We start from the raw sequence: 21,217 nt of genomic DNA on the forward strand, positions 1-21,217 counted from the left end.
CCTTACTCATTTATTAGGGGTTTCGCGGTCTGCCGGAGTGGAAGCGTTACGAGGAATGTTGAGCCTTCCCCGACAGCGCTTCTCGCGGTAATAGACCCGCCGTGCCGTTCGACAATTTTTCGTACGACTGCCAGGCCGATACCTGTTCCCTCGTATTCTCCCCGGCTATGTAGCCGCTGAAAAACGGTAAAAATACGATCAAGGTATTTCTCATCGAAGCCAATGCCATTATCGCGGACGGCAATCACACATTGTTCTTCGGATGCCTCCGGATTCACCTGCAATTCAGCAGCAACGGAAACGCACGGTGGAACGCCAGGACGATGAAATTTTAATGCATTGCCAATCAGATTTTGCAGCAACTGGCGCATCTGCAAAGGATCGGCCTCGATGATGGGTAGCGTGTCGATCTCGACTGTTCCTCTGGTTGCCTGTAGCAGGGCTTCCAGGTCGATAACCACCTCGCGTGCGATCACATTCAGATCGACCTCGCTAAACGGCAGGGCCTTTGTGGTGACGCGAGAGAATATTAAGAGATCGTTGATCAATACCTGCATACGCGATGCGGCATTACGCATGCGATCCAGGTATGTTTTACCTTCGCTCAGGACGGAACCGTATTCTTCTTCCAGCAGATTGCCGAAGGCCTGGATTTTGCGCAGTGGTTCCTGTAAATCATGCGAGGCAACATAGGCAAAATCTTGCAGTTCCTGGTTGCTGCGCTGCAATTCGGCGTTCAACTGGCGCAACGCCTCGCTCGACTCCGTCAAAGCAGCAGTTCGCTCAATCACCTTCTGCTCCAGATTGGCGTTGAACTCCTGAAGCTGGCGGTACATGCGGGCGTTTTCCATGGCCATGGAGATACGGTTGGCGAGTTCTTCTGCCATCGTCAAATCGGTAGGAGTATAGTGTCGCTTCGTTTCGGTTGTCACCAGAGTGATTGCGCCTATCCCTCGTTCCTGCAAAACGATGGGAACAGTGATCACTGAGGAGAAGCCGATGGAGCGAATCATTTCAAGCTCCTGTTCATCTTTCGCCGCGGCCACCAGCATTTCATCTGGAATAAATGGGTAAAATTCAGATGTTCGTGTGCGTATCACGGCAGGGACTCCGCCTGGGGCATCGGGATCATACGGGGTCTTTGCGCTCAATTCGTAAGCCCAGGCCACCTTCTCAGGATCGACATGCGCGATGGCCAACGGGTAAAGCGTCCCATCCTCGCGAAGCAGATCAATACGGCACCAATCCGCGACCATGGGTACGGCATGTTGAGCCACCTGTACCAGTACATCCGGGTAATCGAGCGAGGAGACTAGCAACTTACTGGCTTCTGTCAAGAATCGCAGGTGTTGGAGGGTACGCCGCAGTTCAGTGATATCCCGATTGACTTCTAAAATCGTCATCGACGTACTCTCCGGCAGCTCCAATACGATCCAGCGGCTAGCAACCACGAGAGGCTCTCCATCACTCCTACTCTGTTCAAGCTCACCTTCCCAGCTGCCTTTTTCGCGCAGGGTTTGTTCAATCTCCGCCAGTGGCACGGAGGGTTCGGTCTTCAGCACGCTATGCACATTCTTGCGCTGGATTTCCTCTTGCGACCAACCATAAAGCCGGCTGGCTCCAGAATTCCAGAACAGCACATGGCCATTCTCGTCGTGAACGATAAACGCATCGTGCGATGCCTGCAGGAGCAACGCGAGTTGCTTCTCCGTAAGCCGGCCATAAAAGGTGGGAGCCGAAGTCTCAGGCAAGCTGGTATCTGTAATATCCTGAGACGATGAACCAGCAAGCATAGAAGCAGCGGGAAGCTGATCGCTGTTTCCTTTATTCAAGGTCATATGTACTATTAACCCTTTCCAACACAAATAAAGAATATGGGTCTCTTCTCTTCAGATGTGGCACAGTAGCGAGCGAGGTAGTCTACCTCTATAAATCTTACGTGCAGTATAAAGAAAAGTTGATGTGTTGGCAAGTCCCACTATCCTTGCCTTATGTCTGCTGCGCCTTGCTATAAAGCTCGTACCAGGTATCATCGTAGTAGGGAGAGAACATATGGCCACGCTGCATACTGCTCGTGAAGTCGTTGTGGCCGTTCAGATACCAGTCGCCGTTGATTTGTATGAACCAGGGGCCGCCACTTGAGCCACCGGTCATGTTGCAGGGGATAGAGATGACGGTACCACCACCATGCTGCCAGGCGATGCCGGTGGCACCAGGGCAGGACTGGCGGGTCTCACCATCAAAAGGATAGCCGGCAGGGTAACCATAGGCGTAGAACGTGGAATTCTCCGGCTGGTTATAGGCCCAGCCCGCGCCACCGACTACGTTGGTCAGTTGGCCCTCACTATTGGGCGCAACGATGAACATGCCAAAGTCATGATGTAAGTCGTTCGGCGCGGCATCTATCCAGTCAGCAGGAACCTCCAGATCGCGAGCCGCCCAGCAGCCATAGGGTGTATTGCCATGATCATACAATGGGCAGAAAATGACATTATTCATCCAGCTTCCCTGCCAGTAGAGGCAGTGACCAGCGGTATCAACCACGCTATGATTGCTGCTCACAACAGCAGTGCCAGAACAGGACAGGTTTTGACCGGAAGCGTTGGTCAAAAAAACCCTTCCCACGGTCGAAAGCGGATAGGAAAGGTCCTTGCTGCCAGGCAGTTGCCCCCGTTGTTGGGCCGCTTTTCCCGCGCTCTGGTTACTGCTCTGCTGTGTCAACCCCGAAGTAGAGGCCATTTGCGAATCGGCAGCGGTGGCATTCTGCATATTTGTAGCTGTCCAATAGTTGATCTCGAACTGAGGATTCGTCGCTACCTGGTGTTCGACAACCGTCACGCCGGGAGCTGGCAAGGATGGAAACGCGAACAAAAAATGCGCGAACGCAACCAGGTATATCAGGTAGGCGCTGCCAAGTGTGTAAAGAAAAACCTTGCCGGTTAATGGATGTAGAATGAATCGATGCAGTTGCGGCATGATACGTCTCGCTTTCACTCAGCATCGGGAGATCGCCGTGGCTGTTCCTTTTTTGGCTCGACCTGATTGACCCGGGGCATCTCAACACCCTTAGTCTTGCGCATCTTCTCTTCAGTCCAATATTTCAACGCATCTTGAGGAGAAGTTTTCACCGTATGTTTGCGAATCCTGGACGCGGGACCCGGTTTCGAAGAACGCTTACCCGCGAACAGGTAAAGAGCAACTACTACGCCCACAATCGTCATGCCTATGAGAGGTAGGCGAATAAATTTCTTGTGCCGCAACATTCTGGCTCTCACTTTCACATAATGGACCCTCGGACAGGCACAAGGCGCTGTCCCTACAGCCGAGACCCTAAAGCGTGTAACAAGCATCACCTTAAAACAATACCATCTTCACATTGCAAAAGCAACTCTCGTCCAATCATTTTCAACAACCCGGGAACAACAGCAAAAAAAGACATGCTGGAAAATAACGACAAAAAATGGGAACTTTTGGAACGGGAAAAACGACTATCGCACAGATAGAAGGGATCGTATCTTCTTTGTTTTCCCCATACAAAGAAGTCCCCCAACATCCCTTCTTTCTGTCTTTACTCGTTCTCCTGTTCAGTAGACAGAAGTGGAAGAGTCAAGAAGAACGTGGAACCGGCTCCCTCCGCCGATTCAAACCAGAGATGACCCCCGTGTTGTTCGACCAGTTCGCGGCTGAGATACAATCCCAGGCCCGTTCCGCCAATGCCCCAGGCCGAGGCGTTATCAGCGCGCATAAAACGTCCGAATATCTGGGCATGTTGCCGCTCCGGAATCCCTATGCCCTTATCCTGCACGCTGATCTCAACCATCGACTCGGCCACTCGTGGCCGGATAGTAATGACAACGGGTCCCCCTTCAGGGCTGTACTTAATGGCATTACCGATCAGATTGATCAATACCTGCTCTATTCGACCTGGATCGATATACGCAACCAGCGAGATGTGGTCCGTATTTACTGTTATACTGTGTCGTGTGGTAGTCTGCTGCAGGTGGGCGACCATACGGCGTGTCAACGGCACTACATCGGTGGGTACGCGGTGCAGGAGCATCCGCCCCGCCTGCAATCGCGTGACATCCAGGAGTTCGTCAGTCAGCTTGGAAAGGCGGGTGGTAGCCTCGTCAATCTCCATCAGCGCTTCCTTTTGCCAATCGGCCAGCTGCGGCCCGTGCCCGCGTCCGGTTTGCACCAGCAGCATGTCGGCAAATCCTCGCAGGGCGGCCAGAGGCGTGCGCAATTCGTGCGCCACAATACCGATGAATTCGTCTTTGAGATATTCCGTTTCCTTAAGAGCGGCAACATCCTGATAGACGACCAGGGCTACCGCCTGTGGAGATGATACCTGCTGCTCTGCCCCCTCACGCTGTTCTTGTAGCATCTTCCAGGACTCTTGCGAGCCGAGCGGCAGGGCATTGACCAGGACGGGCAGGCTCGATTCATCAGGACGGCGAATGGTTTCCTGGTGTTGCAGCACGGTTTCTCCTCGTACCGCTCTTAGTGTCGCGTAGTGGGATTCAGGCAAAGGATGGCCCTGGGGGTCGAAAATTCTGATACCCTTCGTTGCAAGAAACTCCAGCATTGGCCGGTTCACCTGCCATTCAGCACCCCATAAATTGTTGGCCTTGCGATTGGCCAGCAGAAGGCGCGCGTCGGGGCCATAGACAAGATAGATGCTACTGGGCAGGGCGTCAAGTATTTTACGCAGAAATTCTAGCTGCGCTGCCGTTTCAACATGCGCTGCATGCTCCTGTTCTTCCTGGCGCTGCCGCTCAGTAATATCGCGGTTAATCTCCAGTATAGCAGATGGCTTCCCTGCTTCATCGCGAAAGAGTGCCTGCCGGCTTTCGACGGTGACAATCCTGCCATCTTTGCAGGTATGGAGCAGTTTCCCCTCCCATTGTCCTTCTTGTTCGAGTTGCGCATCAATGACGGAAAGAGTGAGAGGAAAGCGCGTTTTGAGCAATATGTGAGTGATACGCCCTGACGCTTCCTGGGCCGTCCAGCCATAAAGTTCTTCAGCGCCGCGATTCCAGTAGAGAATACGACTGATGGGGTCGCGCACGATAATCGCATCATGTGCCTGGTTGATTAATTCGGCCTGTAAGCGAATTTGCTCTAATTGTTGCAGGCGTTCCCGTTCCGCACGCCGTTGCTCGGTAACATCCCGAATAGCGGCGATAGTCAGGGGCCGATCATCCAACAGTAATGGGCGCAGGCTGATATCTACCGGAAACTCGCTGCCATCCTTGCCTCGCCCAAAAAGTTGTAATCCCAGTCCCATAGGACGGCGGCGTGGAGCAGCGAAAAAGCGCTCGCGGTGACCAATGTGAGCTGCGCGAAAACGTTCGGGCATCAGCGATTCGAGGAGCTTCCCCTGGAGTTCTTCCTGGTCATAGCCAAACAATGCAGCCGCCTGCTCATTGAGCATCACAATCGATCCTGCCTGGTCAGTAACGACCAGCGCATCCGGCGACACATCCAGCACCTGCTGCAATCCACTTGCATTGACATGCAGAGGAGCAGACGAGAGAATAGCATTGGTTTTTTCCGATGATGGCTCGGGTATCAGGTCGATATCCTTTCAATTACAGGCCGCTACTAACTGCAAGACAAGATGAGGCAAAGACCTATCTCAGCAAGGGCATGTAATAATTATAGGGTATCTCTAAGTGAGGAGAAATGCAAGGGAAAGCAATCAGAAGTGTTGTTTGCGAACTTGCAAGGCGCTCAACACAGCAAATACTGCATCGAATGGTTGTTACCTGTCAACATCGACAACCAGAACGCGGGCACCGCCAGGTCTTTGCACCACATCGATGTGCGGAGTGGCGGAAGCCGCGGACCTCTGGCCTTTTTTGACGCGAACGTACCTGATAAGGGTCTTGATCGCATCAGAGAGAGCGTCGCTATCCACATTTGCAGGGGTGGCAAGCTGTACGCTGGTCAGCAAAGGTTCGTAGTAGGATATTCCTCTTGGGATGCTGAGCCGGGCTATCGCAAGGTTGCGCGTGTCCGGTGTAGCATTCCAGGCATCGGCAAACTCTTCGGCGCTCAGGTTGAGGTCGGGCGATAATGCTACCTGGTATGTCTGATACTCCATCTGGGTCTTCCTCATTTTACATAGCTATGACTGCTGAGTGTAGCATACCACATAGCCTACAATTTGCAAACCTCGTGTTGAAACTGACCCCCGCGGTACATCGATACATATACACTGTCGTGGTTATTTGCTATACTATGGCACAAAGCATTTGATCAAAATCCTGGATCATGGATTACATGCATGTGGAGTAGAGGCAATGGGAAACAGGTTGCGAACATGGTGGCAGAAGATTACGAGGCCATTGGATGCCGTCATCATGATTTTCCTCGTCGTTTTGTTCGCGCTCGTCATTGTGATTATCTGCGGTTACCTGCTCCATTGGGGTTGGACAGGGCTTACTGCATCTTCCAGCACATCTATAGCCACTGAAATCGACACCGCAACGCACAAAGTCACGACAACGATAAGCCAGCAACCAGGAAAAACATTATGGGACTGGCTGCAGTTGCTTGTCATTCCGGCAGTACTTGCCATAGGTGGCTATCTCTTCAATTACACTACGAGCGAAAATGAGCGAAAGTCTACAGATAGCCGTGATAAGACCGCGCGCGATATCGCATCGAATAACCAGCGCGAGGCAATCTTGCAATCATACATTGATAAGATGTCCCCGCTGCTGCTCGAGAAAAACCTGTCTAATAAGGCAACCAATGAAGCGAAAACTATAGGCCGCGTGCGAACGCTGACAACTTTCCCTCATCTGGATGGGCAACGAAAAAGAGTTGTGCTTATGTTTCTTTATGAAACCGGGTTGTTAGACAAAGACCATACCATTGTCCCTTTAAAAGAGGCTGATCTCAGCTTTATCAACCTGATTTCGGCCAGTCTACGCAGAGCAAACCTGAGCGGAACAATTTTATTTAAGGCCGATTTAAGGTTCGTTGATCTGAGTGGTGCCGACCTGAGCAATGCCAATCTCACCGAAGCCGACCTGAGCTTCGGTGACCTGAGTGATGCCAATCTCAGCGGGGCCGACTTCAGCGGTGCTGATCTCAGCGGGGCCAATCTGAGCAGGGCTGATCTAAGTGGAGCTATAATCTTCGAGAAACAACTGAGCCAGGCAATATCGCTCAAAGATGCTATTATGGTGGATGGATCAAAGCATTCATAACGGGGAAGTTATCATTTATCATCTGTCAGAGATGTTGATAATTATTGAAGGAGCAACCATTTTGAACGACATCAACCCGCGCGCGCAACAATACGCCGATATTCGCCAGGGAGTGCGCGATGTTTGCAAGGCCTTCGATAGCGCCTACTGGCAGAAGGTTGAGGAAGCCTCTAGTTATCCTGAAGCGTTTGTGCAGGCGCTGACAGAGGCAGGATGGCTTGCCGCGCTCATTCCAGAGGAATATGGCGGCAGCGGGACCGGTTTGACCGAGGCGTCGGTGATCCTCGAAGAGATCAACCGCTCAGGCGCGAATTCTGGGGCCTGCCACGCGCAGATGTATACCATGGGAACGCTATTGCGCCATGGCTCGCCTGAGCAGAAACGCGCCTACCTGCCGCGCATCGCTTCGGGCGAGCTACGCCTGCAATCCTTCGCCGTCACCGAGCCAACAACCGGCACCGATACCACGAAGACCAGAACCTTCGCCGAGAAGCGTGGAGACCGCTATAGAGTGAATGGGCAGAAGGTCTGGATTTCGCGCGTCCAGCATTCGGACCTGATGCTGTTGCTGGCCCGCACCACACCGCTGTCGCAGGTCGGGAAGAAAACCGAGGGATTATCCGTCTTCCTGGTGGATGTACGGCAGAGCCTGGGACATGGTATGACGGTGAGGCCCATCCGCAACATGGTCAATCACGAGACCAACGAAGTCTTTTTCGACAATCTCGAGGTTCCCGCTGAAAACCTGATCGGAGAAGAGGGCAAGGGCTTCTCATACATCCTGGATGGCATGAACGCCGAGCGCATCCTGATCGCGGCGGAGTGCATCGGCGACGGCTACTGGTTCATTGACAGGGCCCGTACGTATGCGAGCGAGCGCATCGTCTTCGACCGGCCTATTGGGCAGAATCAGGGCATCCAGTTTCCTATCGCCCAGGCTTATGCTAACGTGCGCGCTGCCGATTTGATGCGCTACGAAGCAGCAGGCCTCTTCGATGAGGAACAGCCCTGCGGAGCCGAGGCAAATCTGGCGAAGCTGCTGGCGGCAGACGCTTCCTGGCAGGCGGCCAATGCCTGTCTGCAGACGCACGGCGGCTACGGCTTCGCGGCAGAATACGATGTGGAGCGTAAGTTCCGCGAGACGCGCCTCTACCAGGTAGCGCCCATCTCGACAAATCTGATCCTATCATATCTAGGCGAGCATGTGCTGGGTATGCCGCGCTCATTTTAAAGGGCAACGCGCAATAACATGCCAGTCCTACTCACCAGGGAATGAGAATGAACTTGTGACGGGCAAAAGCTGCCTGGCGCTCCCAGGCATCCGCAACTTGCTCAAGCGGAACCATCTCCCGCTCAACCGTACAACGGCCAGCGGCAGCATATGCCAGGATTTGTTTGAGTGCCTGGGCCTTCTGCTCGTGTGCCAGCGCATTGTTGGTATAGCCTAGAATGGCATGCAACCGGCTGCGCACGGTGGCCGATTCAAAGCGTGCTGAGGCTCCGGCAGCAGAGCCGATATTGACGAGCCTTCCTTCTGGCCCCAGCACGCGCGCAGCTGCTTCCGCCGGAATGCCCCATACAGGATCAATCACGAGGTGCAGTGGACCATCACAGGCCGCGACGATACGCCTGGTGATCTCGTCCACATCACTGCCTATAAGATCAACAGTGGCATCGGCGCCACGTGAAAGCGCCAGGGCAAGTCCTTCCTTGTCACGCGAGGCAGCAATCACACGTCCGGCCCCAAGCAGCCTGGCCAACTGCACAGCCACCTGTCCAACCGCGCCGCTGGCCCCCAGTACCAGCACCTGTTCTCCAGCCTGGAGGCGACCGCGCCAGGTGAGCGCCATCCAGGCGGCAATCGCGGATAGTCCGAGGGCCGCGGCAAGGTCGCTCTCGATCTCATCAGGGAGCAGGAGGGCCGCCGTCTCGTCGATCAGGCAGTACTGCGCCATGCTGCCATCCCCAGGCTTCATACCAGCATCGCAACTGAACCATATGCGCTGCCCCGGCGCAAGGGTATCGGCCTCTTCGACGATGCCGACGCCCTGGGTACCCGGAATATAGGGGAGCTTTGGCGGCCCAAAGTAGGACTTACCGGACGCGCACAGCCGGTCTAAAGGGCTGATGGGAGCGGCCAGGACGCGCACCAGGACCTGCCCTTTCCCACGCTCAGGGATGGACCACGGGTGAAATTCGGGTGGAGCAGCATACTTGTGAAGTACTGCTGCCTGCATCTCGGCGCTCATTTTCATCTCCTTTCACTTGGAGTTGAAGAAGATAATCTGAGAAACATCCTGATGAATTTTGACGACCGAATGGCGCCCTGTCATGCTGAGCGCAGCGAAGAATCTCTGCCGGGCGAGTGAGATTCTTCGCTGCGCTCAGCATGACAGGGCCAGAGGGTCCTTACCGGATTTGAAAGTTAAAATTCACCAGGATGTTTCCGCCAGTACATTAGCTGCATCCGTTTATGAAGTGAACGTTACTCCTGTTGCCCGGTCTGCGCATGTTCAGAATGGGTGTAGGTATATGGATTCTCAATCAGTTCAACTTCTGCCTTCTCGGGGTTCATACCCTCATTCCAGGCCTGTTCGCCCATTTTAGATCGCGCGTATTCAACCGTTTTCGCCACGGCCTGCCTGGCCTTTTCAAGGTCAATGCCGATGAGGCGGTGGTCGTACTTGATGACCTTGCCATCCACCATCACCGTATGCACATCGCCGCGTCCGGCCTGGAACACGACATGTCCGTAGGGATGAAGCACCGGGAACATGGCGGGCGAGGAATCATTCTTAATCAGGACGAGATCGGCCTTTTTGCCCGGAGTGATACTGCCGATAATGTTGCCCATCCCTAACGCTTCGGCTCCTCCAATCGTGGCGTAGGCGACAACCTGCTCGGCGCGCAGGTGAGAGAGCATGACGGTTTCGCCGCGTTTATGCGCTTCCATATGCTCGCGAGCGCGGTCGGCATTGAGCGTGGCACGCATGGCAGAGAATAGATCGGCGCTCCACCACACGCTGGTATCCATCGACAAAGAAACCGGGATGTTATGCCGCCGGAGCTTCCAGGTCGGCGGATAGCCCTGTCCGGCGTTATCCTCGCTCTCGGCGGACACGGAGGCATGACCGCCCGTTGCGGCGATACGCTGGTACGAATCATCGGACAGCGATGCCGCGTGTACGTAGATAGTAGACGGGGTCATGAATCCATGGTCATACATCATACGGATACTATCATCTTTGGTGACGCCCCACACACCGGCATGGGTTGTCACCGGCAGGTTGAAGTCACGCGCCGCCTCGAAAGCCGCCTTTTCGGGGAAGGCCGGGTCGCCAGTCACGTCAAAGGCAATCTGCATACGCAGCATATCTCCGCGCCCATCGATACGGCGCTTGATGAAATCGGCAAACTCCGGCGCCCTTGTCCACTCCCAGGGCGCTCCAAGTAGATTGCCATAGGCGAGAACGAAGCGCCCCGGAACCGCTTCGAGCGCATCCACCGCGGCATCGGCATATTCAACAGTTTGCAAGCCATGAGACCAGTCAACTGCCGTGGTGACTCCGGCGTCTACAGCCTCAATCGCGGACAGGAGGTTGCCGGCATAGATATCTTCGGGGCGGAAAATCTTGCCCCAGTTCAGGTAGTAGAATTGGAAATAGTTTGTGAGGGTCCAGTCCGCGCCGTATCCACGAAGTGCTGTCTGCCACATATGGCGATGGGTGTCGACCATACCGGGCATGAGAATGCCGCCGCTCGCGTCGATCTCCATGGCACCATCAGGAGCAGTAAGCTGTCTCCCGACTTCCGCAATGCGGTTATCAACGACGAGGACATCGCCTTGTTCAATCATCCCGAGTGAAGGATCGATAGTCAGCACGGTGGCGTTGCGAAATACCACCGGGCGTCCTGAGGGGAAGGAAGTGCTGTCTGCTGCATTCTGGCTCATATTGCTCACCTCGTTGTGTCGTGGCCGCAGGACGTGAAGCAGGACGCATGTTGCCTGATTGCCGGACGCCACTGCTGGTGCTGGCAGCGCCGGGCGAGCTGTACCGTCTCCCGCATCCTGGTAGCCGGATTATAATACTACTTTCAAAAGGCTGACGGCGGTTATGAGAAGTGTCCGTAGAACGGACAAGTGTCCACGCGATAATATTACATGACAGATGAGGATGTGTCAAGGATAACACTGTGAACAAACTGGACATCATATAGTGTTTCTGTTACGATGAGCGCAGAAAAATGGTATCGTGTATACTGGCACAACGTACCCGGAAATGATCTGATGTGCATAGAGGGAAATGATGCGAGGCGAAACAGGACCCGACTTTATCGAGGCGCTGGCACGTGGCCTGGATGTCATCCGCGCATTCGAGCCTAACCGGCCAACGATGACGCTCAGCGAGGTGGCTGCCGCTACCGGTCTGGCCCGACCGACGGCGCGCCGCATGCTGCTGACGTTGGAGGAACTGGGCTATGTCCGCATAGCGCAGGGAGGGTTTGCCCTAACTCCACGCGTGCTGGAACTGGGTATGGCCTATATCGGCTCGACCAGCATCTGGGAGATAGCTCGCCCGCACATGGAGCGGCTGGTCAGCTTTACCGGCGAATCTTCCTCGCTCGCGCAACTCGATGGCTCTGATATCGTCTACGTCGCGCGTGTCGCCGTACCCAAAATCATCACCCTGGCGGTCACCATCGGCACGCGCTTTCCGGCCCTTCAGACCTCGCTCGGAAAAGTGCTGCTCGCGGAGCTGCCGCCAGATGAACTGGAACGAGTGCTCGCACAGCCAGGTCGCTCCGGCATTACACCACTCTGGCAGCCGGATAGAGAGGAGCGCGACCGCGTTCTGAGGGAGGTGCGAACGAGGGGCTGGGCGCTCACCGATGAACACCTGGCATATGGCATTCGCTCGATAGCCGCGCCTATTCGCGGCTGTAACGATCAGGTCGTTGCCGCGCTTAACGTTTGTGTTCACGCGGCGGAAACCAGCATCGAGGTACTGACCGGAAAGTATCTTCCCAGGCTGTTGCAGACCGCGGCCGCCATCAGCGGCGACTGGGTGCGATGGCAAGGCAGGCCGCAGATCACGCTTGGGACAAGGGCCACGAGCGACGCACCTTGAAACGCTTTCATAGACCCGCGTCCCTTGACAGCCTCTCCTATTGTCATCTATACTTCTTTTACGGACGGCTGTCCGCATAACGGACATCAATCGCGCGAGAATAAATACTCCAACCAACAGGAGCCTGTATATATTGGTGACAACCGTTCGCTACCACGGGAGGCGTACATCTTATGCCAGAGCAGGAACATGAGAGAACCAGGCAAGAAGCCAATTCGCGGCCCGCTCCACTTGATGGCCTGCTGGTCGCCGACTTCTCACGAGTGCTGGCCGGCCCATATTGCACAATGCTGCTGGGTGATCTAGGGGCGACCGTGATCAAGGTCGAAAGCCCCGCCGGAGATGATACGCGCAACTGGCTACCGCCTGAACGGGATGGAGTAGCCACCTACTACCTGGCCATTAACCGCAACAAGCGTTCGGTCATCCTCGATTTTAACAACCCCGACGACCTGCAACTGGCTCAAGAACTGGCGGCACGTGCCGATATCTTCATCGAAAATTTCAAGCCCGGTGGCCTCAAGCGTTTCGGGCTGGATTATGACGCCATCCAGCAGCGCAATCCTGCCATCATCTATGCCTCCATCAGTGGTTTCGGAACCGCGCAGGGAGCGTCGCTGCCCGGTTATGATCTCATCGTGCAAGCCATGTCCGGCTTAATGAGCCTGACGGGTGATCCCGATGGCCCGGCTTATCGCTCCGGCATCTCAGTATTCGATGTGATGGCCGGGCTGCACACAACCATCGGCATTCTGGCCGCCCTCAACTATCGCAACCATACGGGCCAGGGCCAGCACGTGGAAACGAGCCTGTATGCTACTGCCATGTCGGGCATGGTCAATCAGACATCCGCGTATGTCTCCGGTGGCGTTGTTCCGCACCGCATGGGCAACGCCCATCCCAGCCTGTTCCCCTACGAGCCGCTGCCAACAGCGGATCAGGCCCTCATCATCGCTGCCGGCAACAATGGGCAATTCGCCAGGCTTTGCGAGATTCTTGGCCTTCCTGAGCTGCCACATGATCCCCGGTTTGTCAATACCAAAGATCGCACCCGCAACCGCGAGGCCTTGCGCCCATTGCTGGTGGAGCGACTGCGCACGAGGCCGGCGCAGGAGTGGTTCCGCTTATTAACGGCAGCCGGGGTGCCGTGTGGCCCGATCAACAGTGTCGATCAAGGAGTCGCATTCGCGCGCGAAATTGGACTCAATCCCGTGGTGGAGGTCGGCAGCGGAGATAATGCCCTGCCTATGGTTCGTCATCCAATTTTGTTTTCGCTGACGCCACCGCGCTACAAGCTGCCGCCCCCGGCGCTCGGTCAGGATAACGAGCAGATTCGCGCCTGGCTCAGTCAAGGGGAAAGCACCGGCGCGGAAGGACTCGATATAGATAGTCCTTCCTCAGAGGAGGGCTGAGCTACGAGAAGTTCCGTTTAGCCAGATATGATCTGGCAACTGCCTTGCACTGAGAGAAATGAGCAGTATTGTAATGGAGAACGAAACACATGGAATATCCTACCGGCATCGGGACATCTGATGCCACGAGTATTCACCTGCTTGGCCACGATCTTGCCAACGAACTGATTGGTCACGTCGGCTTTGGTGAGCTGGCCCTCTGGCTCGCCACACAGCAAAGACCGACACCCCAGCAGGTACGTGTGTTCGAGGCAGTGCTGGTCTCGCTGGCCGATCATGGCTTTACCCCAACCGCGATCGCTGCCCGCCTGACTCTATATAGCGCCCCGGATGCGTTCCAGGGGGCGATGGCGGCGGGCCTGCTGGGAGGCGGCTCGCGGTTCCTTGGCGTTACGGAAGATACCGGGCGTTTTCTGGCAGGCGTGCTGGCAAGCGTCGCGGGGCACCTTCCAGAGACCGATGAAGAATGGGATGAGCTTGCCCGCGAGGCCGTCGCAGGGCAACGAGCCGCGGGGCGCTTCGTTCCAGGATTGGGCCACCCGGTACATAAGACGGCTGATCCGCGAACCCCGGTGATCATCGCTATTGCCGAACGCGAGGGTCTGCGCGGCCCGCACCTGCGGCTGTTCGAGGCGATTGGCCGCGTCCACCCGGAGATACTTGGTCGCAAGCTGCCCCTCAACGGCGCTGGAGTGGCTGGAGCGGCCCTTGCCGACCTCGGGCTGCCACCGGATTTGCTGCGCGGCGTGGCATTGCTGGCGCGAGCGGCGGGACTGCTCGGTCAACTTGCTGAAGAGTTGCGCCATCCCATCGCACCCGATATCTACGCGATGGTAGACCGCAATGCCGTATACCGGCCAGCAGCGAGCGACGACCATTCAGAATAGTAGGACAACTTCTCTGATGATGAGTTTGAACAAATAGTCCGGCAAGGGATGCAGGGCCGATGAATCAACCGGTTGCTGGTGTATTTTGTTCAACTGCTTTATCCGACGCCTGCCACATGTGCAGGCCCATATTTGAAGGAGGCACTTATGGCAAATATTGTCGCTGTCCTCGCTACGACGCACCATCCTTTCTTTTATCGCGCCAGTACCGCGCCGCCTGAAAGCAGGCCCGATTTCGCGGACGAGTGGGTAAGCAAGGTGCTGGCCTACCGCGAAACGCTTACCCGTGCCAACCCGGATGTACTGGTGATGGTTGGTTCCGACCACTTCCACCAGCTCTTTTACGATAACATGCCGCAGTTCCTCATCGGCAAAGCGCCCTTCTACGACGCCAACTATTACAATGAGGAACGCGAATTCGGACTGCCGCGTATGAAATTGAAAGGACACGAAGAACTCTCGGCATACCTGCTGCGCGCCGGGCTGGATGCCGGTTTCGACTTCGCCTTCAGCAACGAACTGCGCGTCGATCACAGCATTACCTGCCCCATCATTACGACGCGCCCGCAGGCCGATTTGCCCATTGTGCCCATCTACACGAACATCTTCGCGCCGCCACTTCCGCAACCCTGGCGGTTTGTCGAACTGGGCCGCACCCTGCGCCGTCTGCTCGAGGCCTGGCCCAGCAATGAGCGGGTAGCTGTCATTGGTACCGGCCATCTTTCTCTTGAACTCGGCGGGCCGCGACAGTTTGGCCCGCATGGACCTGACCCTGAGTTTGACCGCAAAGCAATCGAGTGGATCGCCAACGGCGACATCAAGGCCGCGTTACAGGAAGTTTCACTCGAAAGCCTGTGGCTGCCTGGCAACGCCACGCATGGTTTCCTCGACTTTATGCTGATGATGGGCGTCGCCGGAGAAGTGAAGGCTGATTATGTCGATTCGCTCGATCTGTTCCACACCATGGAAGCCTACATCACCTGGTATCCGAAAGGGGCGAACTCATGAGCAAGTATCTTCTCAACAAGTTTCTTTTCACCATTGACCGCGACCCGCAACTGGTCGAGCGCTACCGCGAAGATCCACGCGGCACCGTCACCTGGTGGGAAGCCGAGCGGGCCAACGTCGTCCTGAACCTGCCCGAGATCGAAGCCAGCTCGTGGCAGCAGTTTACTGACGAGGAGCGCGAGGCGCTGGCGACGCATGATTATGTCAAGCTGTTCGAACTTGGAGCGCACCATTTCCTGACGCTGACGCTCTTTATCGCCCTGTTTGAGCGCGATTACGAGGAACCGCTGGGCTTTCAGCGCGAGTACGCGCGAAAGCTCCAGCACTGGTCGCTGCCCTACCCCGATATCACTACGTGACGACGGGGCTTTTGAGTGGACGCGTCACTGGACGATTGTTTCACTCGTATTGACCGAGCAACCAGTTCAGGCGTTCGCGATTGCGGCGCAAGCGTTCAATGAAGTTCCGGTTCAGGCAATAGATCTCTTTCACGTCGCTAAATTCGCCTGGACAGTGGGCGACGATCTCTCGTGGCTTCAGGCCACAGTAGTAAAGCAGGTAGGCCACCCGGCTTTCACGCGCATCTGAGAGCAGTGGTTGTATGCTCTGCCAGATACCCTCGCTATCGAGCGTATCTCTGGTTTCCGGTTCTCCAGGAAAACCTGGCTCCGGTAAAGGAACAATATGCGAGCGCCGGTACATACGCAGAGCATCGATGAGGATACCATTAAGGGTGGCATGCAGGTAGTTCAGCAGAGCCGCCAGGGAGGTAAACGCAATAGGCGAGTCGTGTACCGCGCACCAGAAGCGAGCCATGGTTTGAGCAACATAGTTCTCTTCTGTATCGAACTGCAGGACGAGGCTACAACTGGAATGTGTGCGTACCCAGCAACAGAGCATATCGCTAAAACAGTGCTGTAACGCTGTCCAGGCATCATCTTCTTGTTCCTGGATAGCGCGCCGCAACAGTTCCAGGCAATAGCCCTCATCACCGGTTTCCTTGCGCCGGCAGCGCCTGAGTTCTGCGGTGCAGAGGTCGGCCAGGGTTGCCAGATTCATCTGATCGAGTACTTCATCTATGCAGATAATCATCGTTTGCGACTCTTTCTTGTGAGTAATAACTGGACATCCTTGTTGTTCCAAGTGTGCCCGAAAAGTGGTCGCGTTTGAATAGCAAAGACTTATCAACTACTAGGCAATTTTTATTCCGGTTTTAGCGGCCAGATGATATGATTACGACAGCTTTAACCGGCCCATATTGGGAAGAGGGCGCGGTGACGAGTTGCCCGGCAAAGGAGGTGGTTTCCTAACACGGACAGGCACGAGGACAAGGACAAGCCATTGTCCCTACAGCATTCCCAGCAAAGTTTCAACGACGAATGTCACACAATGAAAGGAGGCTATGATGCCAGCCAACCCGATGGATTACAATAGCAAAGACCTCGTACTTGATATAGCACGCACCGAGCGCGCTAAATTCTATGACATCATTGACAATCCCGATAACTGGTACGTCCAGACGCGTTGCGAGGATTGGCAAGTGCGCGATATGGTCGGCCATATGATCGATGTGACCGAGGGCTATCTGGCGGCCTGGGAGATGGATCGCCGGGGCGAAACCGGCACTCCGCTTGGCCTGGGGATCATGAGCGAGCGGCTCAATGAACATGCGCAGGCATTCCGCAGCCTGCCACGCGAAGAAGCCATCGCCCGGCTCAAAAGCGACTCAGATCAGGCATTCGCTATTTTCGAGGGCCTTACCGCCGATGAATGGATGGGGAAAACCATCCCTCACCCCTATATGGGTCCAATTCCAACCTGCTTCTATCCTTCCTTCCAGATCATCGACTATGGCATTCACACGTGGGATATGAAATGGGGCCTGGGAGACAAAACGGGCAAGCTCGAGGAGCGCACCGCCGGTATCTTGATGCCGTACATGTTTATCGTTATGCAGTATACGGTAGACGAGGAGTCGGCCAGGGGTGTTGATGCGGTCATTGGCATCATTGTCGATGGCGAATGGGGTGGTCAGTGGCGCGCTACTATCAGGGATGGACAGTTCATTTGCGTCCCGGCTGACAACCTTGATGATGTGCAGGCCATTTTCCACTTCAAAGATGCATCAGATTTTGTACTTACGACCTACCAACGCTTTCCGGGCGGCGAGACGAGCGGCGATCCCAGAATAATCGACCAGGTTCGCCATCTCTTCTTCAGGATATAGGAGTCAGTAATAGTGGGAGTAGGACTTTTACCCAAGAGCGCGCGAGAGATTCTTCGCTGCGCTCAGAATGACATGCCTGCGAGCAGGCATGTCATTCTGAGCGCAATCAGCCGAAGCCCTGAAGAACGAAGGGGAAGAAGCTCTTGCGCTGAGGGTCGTCTAGAAGAAGGGTGAAACAAAAGCTCTGCTCCTGCTGGGAGGAACTTTATGTCTACAATACAAGCTCAAGGTGTTCACCATATCACTTTCGTCGGTTCTAACCGGGAGGCGACCATCGATTTCTATGAGGGTGTGCTGGGGATGCCGCTGGTGATGGAGCAGCCCAACCTTGATGTGCCAGAAGAGACGCATCTCTACTTTGACGCGGGCGATGGGCGATTGATTACGTTCTTCGTGCGCCCTTCACGGGTAAACGATCCAACTCCCAATCCAGAGGGTATTGGCAACCTGCATCACCTCGCTTATACCGTCTCGCGTGCCACGTATACCCAGGTCGCTCAACGCCTCAACGAGCGTGGCATCTGGAATACAGGCAACATCGACCGCGGCTTTATGGACTCGATCTACTTCAGGGACCCGAACGGGCAACTCCTCGAGATGGCCTGCTACAAGTTCGTTCCGCCGGAAGGCTATAGCGTTGTCGATGTGCTTGTCACAGCCCATCGCATTCGGGTGGCTGCCGGCGCCTACAGTATCCAGGATACGCACCTGGCCGATGCGATTGCCGAGTTGACCAGGCGTAAGGGGATTTCCATCAGTGAAGTGGTCCCGGCATAGCGAAACATTTTGAGAGGGAGGGATGAGTATGGCAGAGATGCTGCTGACGACGGTTGTGGGAAGCTACCCTCAACCCGAGTGGCTGGTTGACCGCAAAAACTTACGGAGCCGGTTACCACCGCGCATCCGGGCGCGAGAAATCTGGCGCATCCCCGAGCCTTTGCTGCAAGAGGCACAGGACGATGCCACGCTGCTCGCCATTCGTGACATGGAGCGCGCCGGAGTCGATATTATTTCTGATGGGGAGATGCGCAGAGAGAGCTACTCCAATCGCTTCGCTACGGCGCTGGATGGGATGGATCTCGATAATCCGGGGGTGGCGCTGGATCGCACAGGTCATGCTAATCCTGTCCCACGCGTTGTCGGCCCGATCCGTCGCTTACACCCGGTCGAGGTGCGCGACGTGGAGTTTTTGCGGCGCAACACCAACCGCCGTATCAAAATCACGGTGCCAGGCCCTTTCACGGTCACCCAGCAGGCGCAGGATGACTATTACCACGATGAGAAAGCGCTAGCGTTGGATGTGGCGGCGGCGGTGAATGAGGAGATCAAGAGCCTGCAAGCTGCCGGAGCCGATGTGGTGCAGATCGATGAACCGTACCTGCAAGCGAGGCCGGAGAAGGCGAGAGCCTATGGGGTAGAGGTCATCAATCGCGCGCTGGAAGGAATTGAGGGGACTACGGCGCTGCACCTGTGCTTTGGGTATGCAGCCATCGTTCACAACCGGCCGCCCCAGTACTCGTTCCTCACGGAGTTGCGTGATTGCGTGGTGAGGCAGATTTCGATTGAGGCCGCTCAACCGCGCCTCGACCTCTCTGTGCTGCGCGCATTTCCAGATAAAACCATGATTGTGGGCGTGCTGGACCTGGGCGATATGGAGGTGGAGACGCCAGAGACGGTCGCCGAAAGAATACGCAACGCCTTACAGTACATAGAGCCGGAACGCCTGGTGCTTGCCCCGGATTGTGGTATGAAATACCTGCCACGAGAAGTCGCTTTTGGTAAGCTGCGCGCGCTGGTGGAAGGTGCCAGGATGGTGCGACAGGAGCTAGAGGAGGCCAGGCTCTAGAGCTTGACCACCTTGAAGCTGCTCATTTCAATTTGCATGTTAGCGCACCATAATCCGACTTCGCCCGCGGAGATGAACCTGTTGTCAACGACATTGAGGACGGATTTGCCATCGATCAAGAAGTTGATGGTATTCCCTCTGACTTCGGCGCGGTAGGTGTGAAAAGATGTGCCAGGGTTAAAAGAAGTAGTGTTGATGGCATCGCCGCCGGCAATAGCGATATTTGCTCCACTGGAGGAATCGATATATGTCGAGTACCCGGTTTGAGTAGATGGAGATGGAAGCCCGCGCACATTCAGGCCGAAGCCGGAGTAGCTGTTCCTTGACGTTGATACGACCTGAATCGTTGCTTCCACGGCGTAGTCTGTGGTTTTTGGCTGGCAGCGGGCAGGAGCAACGAGCGTGGGCCTGCCATTATAATCGCCGTTGGTGCCGTCATTGAGCAGGAGGTTATTGAGTTGTTTCCAGCCGTTGCCGAGATGCCAACCGCGCCAGTTGTCGTTACTGCCTGATTGACACAACACGTCCTCTGTTACCTGCCCGGGGAGTGAAGGAGCGAACGTGTGGTAAGCAAAACCGATCAGGAATATTACAAACACAGCCGCCATCAACTGCCAGCGATAGTGCCGCGAAAAATGTTGTAGAGCCAGGTAGCCCTTTTTTCCCCTTTCAACAAACCTGTTCTTCCGGTCATCCACATTCCGTCTCCTCAATGAGCAAACGACGTTCCCACAATCGCGAGTGATGATGGCGCAAAAGGGATAGGCAAGGCGGCACTATTTGCGCGCTCAAATGCCTCTGATAGCTTGAGAGCTTCCACCAGCCTTTTCCGGTTCTAGTTTAAGGAGGAAAGCGTCATGAAAGCGCTATAGCCTCGTCACAGTGTTTTGATAATTCGCTCTCATGAGCCTCAAGCGCTTGAGGCGAGACGTTACTGATGAACTTCCCGCTACTCTTACCACCTCAGGACCCTGTCATCTGAGCATGCTCCTTCGTCAGAAAGCTTGCAGTGGCAACACTGACGCCTTATGGGAAGCGCTTTCCCGTTTGTAATGGTGCCATAACGTTTTCATAGCACTTCTCGCCTACACTGGGCTTGAGTTCACAATGGTCCTTGAGTACATGTGAGGATGAACGGAGGAGGAGGCCTACGCGGGTTCATGGAACGTGGTGAACTCTGGTACCTGGAAAGCACACCTGCCGGGTGCAGGGGAAAGCAGCAGGAAATGCGCCTGTAGATGACTGTACAGGTCGCTTCCTGCTTCCTTACCCGCGACCTGGCAGGTAGTGCCGGCACCATTGGCGGTTCCAGGTGGGAAAGACGACGTGGTCGCCCATCTGGGCCTGGGAATATGGCCTTATGTTTCTGGTAGCAGGCGCGGAATCTTCGGCGCCTGCCCGCGCTTGTAGAGCATGATTATCCGTTGTTGTCACCGTTTTTCCCAGCGGATGTAGGCACACATCGCCAACCTCAAATCCTCGAAG

The 21,217-nt window shown here is 55.4% G+C and carries 20 protein-coding genes; 10 read left to right on the top strand and 10 right to left on the bottom strand.

Going from position 1 to position 21,217, the window contains the following annotated elements; genetic code table 11:
- Positions 1 to 2 precede the first annotated feature (2 nt).
- The 5 genes from VFA09_06640 to VFA09_06660 form a co-directional block, all read right to left on the bottom strand.
- Positions 3 to 1,838, bottom strand: a complete 1,836-nt coding sequence (locus VFA09_06640) for an ATP-binding protein (GenBank protein HZU66939.1) — start codon at positions 1,836 to 1,838, stop codon at positions 3 to 5.
- Between the two features lie 151 nt (positions 1,839 to 1,989).
- The gene (locus tag VFA09_06645) at positions 1,990 to 2,976 is read right to left on the bottom strand and encodes a hypothetical protein (protein ID HZU66940.1); all 987 of its coding nucleotides are present in this window, start codon (positions 2,974 to 2,976) and stop codon (positions 1,990 to 1,992) included.
- 14 nt (positions 2,977 to 2,990) lie between these two features.
- Positions 2,991 to 3,263: a hypothetical protein gene (locus VFA09_06650; protein ID HZU66941.1), complete on the bottom strand. Its 273-nt coding sequence runs from the start codon at positions 3,261 to 3,263 to the stop codon at positions 2,991 to 2,993.
- Between the two features lie 305 nt (positions 3,264 to 3,568).
- Positions 3,569 to 5,494, bottom strand: a complete 1,926-nt coding sequence (locus tag VFA09_06655) for a PAS domain-containing sensor histidine kinase (protein HZU66942.1) — start codon at positions 5,492 to 5,494, stop codon at positions 3,569 to 3,571.
- Between the two features lie 273 nt (positions 5,495 to 5,767).
- Entirely contained in the window at positions 5,768 to 6,109 is a 342-nt protein-coding gene (locus VFA09_06660) for a hypothetical protein (protein HZU66943.1), read from the bottom strand.
- A gap of 199 nt (positions 6,110 to 6,308) precedes the next feature.
- Between VFA09_06660 and VFA09_06665 the strand changes: the two genes are divergently transcribed.
- Together VFA09_06665 and VFA09_06670 are read left to right on the top strand one after the other, a co-directional pair.
- Positions 6,309 to 7,223: a pentapeptide repeat-containing protein gene (locus VFA09_06665; protein ID HZU66944.1), complete on the top strand. Its 915-nt coding sequence runs from the start codon at positions 6,309 to 6,311 to the stop codon at positions 7,221 to 7,223.
- A gap of 61 nt (positions 7,224 to 7,284) precedes the next feature.
- Positions 7,285 to 8,454 (top strand): acyl-CoA dehydrogenase family protein, encoded by a 1,170-nt coding sequence (locus VFA09_06670; protein ID HZU66945.1) that lies wholly within the window; start codon positions 7,285 to 7,287, stop codon positions 8,452 to 8,454.
- 31 nt (positions 8,455 to 8,485) lie between these two features.
- Here VFA09_06670 and VFA09_06675 read toward each other — a convergent pair whose 3' ends face one another.
- The gene (locus VFA09_06675; GenBank protein ID HZU66946.1) at positions 8,486 to 9,472 is read right to left on the bottom strand and encodes a zinc-binding dehydrogenase; all 987 of its coding nucleotides are present in this window, start codon (positions 9,470 to 9,472) and stop codon (positions 8,486 to 8,488) included.
- 236 nt (positions 9,473 to 9,708) lie between these two features.
- Entirely contained in the window at positions 9,709 to 11,175 is a 1,467-nt protein-coding gene (locus tag VFA09_06680) for an amidohydrolase family protein (GenBank protein HZU66947.1), read from the bottom strand.
- 352 nt (positions 11,176 to 11,527) lie between these two features.
- Between VFA09_06680 and VFA09_06685 the strand changes: the two genes are divergently transcribed.
- From VFA09_06685 to VFA09_06705, 5 genes are all read left to right on the top strand, one after another.
- The gene (locus tag VFA09_06685) at positions 11,528 to 12,352 is read left to right on the top strand and encodes an IclR family transcriptional regulator C-terminal domain-containing protein (protein ID HZU66948.1); all 825 of its coding nucleotides are present in this window, start codon (positions 11,528 to 11,530) and stop codon (positions 12,350 to 12,352) included.
- A gap of 173 nt (positions 12,353 to 12,525) precedes the next feature.
- Positions 12,526 to 13,764, top strand: coding sequence for a CoA transferase (locus VFA09_06690; protein ID HZU66949.1), 1,239 nt, complete (start codon positions 12,526 to 12,528; stop codon positions 13,762 to 13,764).
- An 89-nt stretch (positions 13,765 to 13,853) separates the two neighbouring features.
- Complete coding sequence (locus VFA09_06695) at positions 13,854 to 14,651, top strand: citryl-CoA lyase (protein ID HZU66950.1); 798 nt, start codon at positions 13,854 to 13,856, stop codon at positions 14,649 to 14,651.
- Between the two features lie 147 nt (positions 14,652 to 14,798).
- On the top strand, positions 14,799 to 15,659 hold the full coding sequence (locus tag VFA09_06700) for a hypothetical protein (GenBank protein HZU66951.1): 861 nt from the start codon (positions 14,799 to 14,801) through the stop codon (positions 15,657 to 15,659).
- A complete protein-coding gene (locus VFA09_06705) occupies positions 15,656 to 16,018 on the top strand; it encodes a hypothetical protein (protein HZU66952.1) in 363 nt (120 codons plus the stop codon). The genes VFA09_06700 and VFA09_06705 overlap by 4 nt, the downstream gene beginning before the upstream one ends.
- Positions 16,019 to 16,058: 40 nt before the next feature.
- Here the strand turns inward: VFA09_06705 and VFA09_06710 are convergent, their stop codons facing one another.
- Positions 16,059 to 16,751: a hypothetical protein gene (locus VFA09_06710; GenBank protein HZU66953.1), complete on the bottom strand. Its 693-nt coding sequence runs from the start codon at positions 16,749 to 16,751 to the stop codon at positions 16,059 to 16,061.
- A 310-nt stretch (positions 16,752 to 17,061) separates the two neighbouring features.
- Here VFA09_06710 and VFA09_06715 point away from each other — a divergent pair, with 310 nt between their 5' ends.
- The 3 genes from VFA09_06715 to VFA09_06725 all read left to right on the top strand — a co-directional run bounded on the left by VFA09_06715 (position 17,062) and on the right by VFA09_06725 (position 19,732).
- Positions 17,062 to 17,886 carry a maleylpyruvate isomerase N-terminal domain-containing protein gene (locus VFA09_06715; GenBank protein HZU66954.1) on the top strand — a complete coding sequence of 275 codons (825 nt, stop codon included), beginning with the start codon at positions 17,062 to 17,064 and terminating at the stop codon, positions 17,884 to 17,886.
- Between the two features lie 207 nt (positions 17,887 to 18,093).
- The gene (locus VFA09_06720; GenBank protein ID HZU66955.1) at positions 18,094 to 18,663 is read left to right on the top strand and encodes a VOC family protein; all 570 of its coding nucleotides are present in this window, start codon (positions 18,094 to 18,096) and stop codon (positions 18,661 to 18,663) included.
- Between the two features lie 28 nt (positions 18,664 to 18,691).
- Positions 18,692 to 19,732, top strand: coding sequence for a uroporphyrinogen decarboxylase family protein (locus tag VFA09_06725; protein HZU66956.1), 1,041 nt, complete (start codon positions 18,692 to 18,694; stop codon positions 19,730 to 19,732).
- On the opposite strand, the gene VFA09_06730 is transcribed toward VFA09_06725, so the two are convergent.
- Both VFA09_06730 and VFA09_06735 read right to left on the bottom strand, forming a co-directional pair.
- Entirely contained in the window at positions 19,729 to 20,430 is a 702-nt protein-coding gene (locus tag VFA09_06730; protein ID HZU66957.1) for a hypothetical protein, read from the bottom strand. The genes VFA09_06725 and VFA09_06730 overlap by 4 nt on opposite strands.
- Before the next feature lie 568 nt (positions 20,431 to 20,998).
- Positions 20,999 to 21,166, bottom strand: coding sequence for a hypothetical protein (locus VFA09_06735; protein ID HZU66958.1), 168 nt, complete (start codon positions 21,164 to 21,166; stop codon positions 20,999 to 21,001).
- Between the last annotated feature and the right edge of the window lie 51 nt (positions 21,167 to 21,217).

The organism is Ktedonobacteraceae bacterium, assembly GCA_035653615.1.
Classification (GTDB): domain Bacteria; phylum Chloroflexota; class Ktedonobacteria; order Ktedonobacterales; family Ktedonobacteraceae; genus DASRBN01.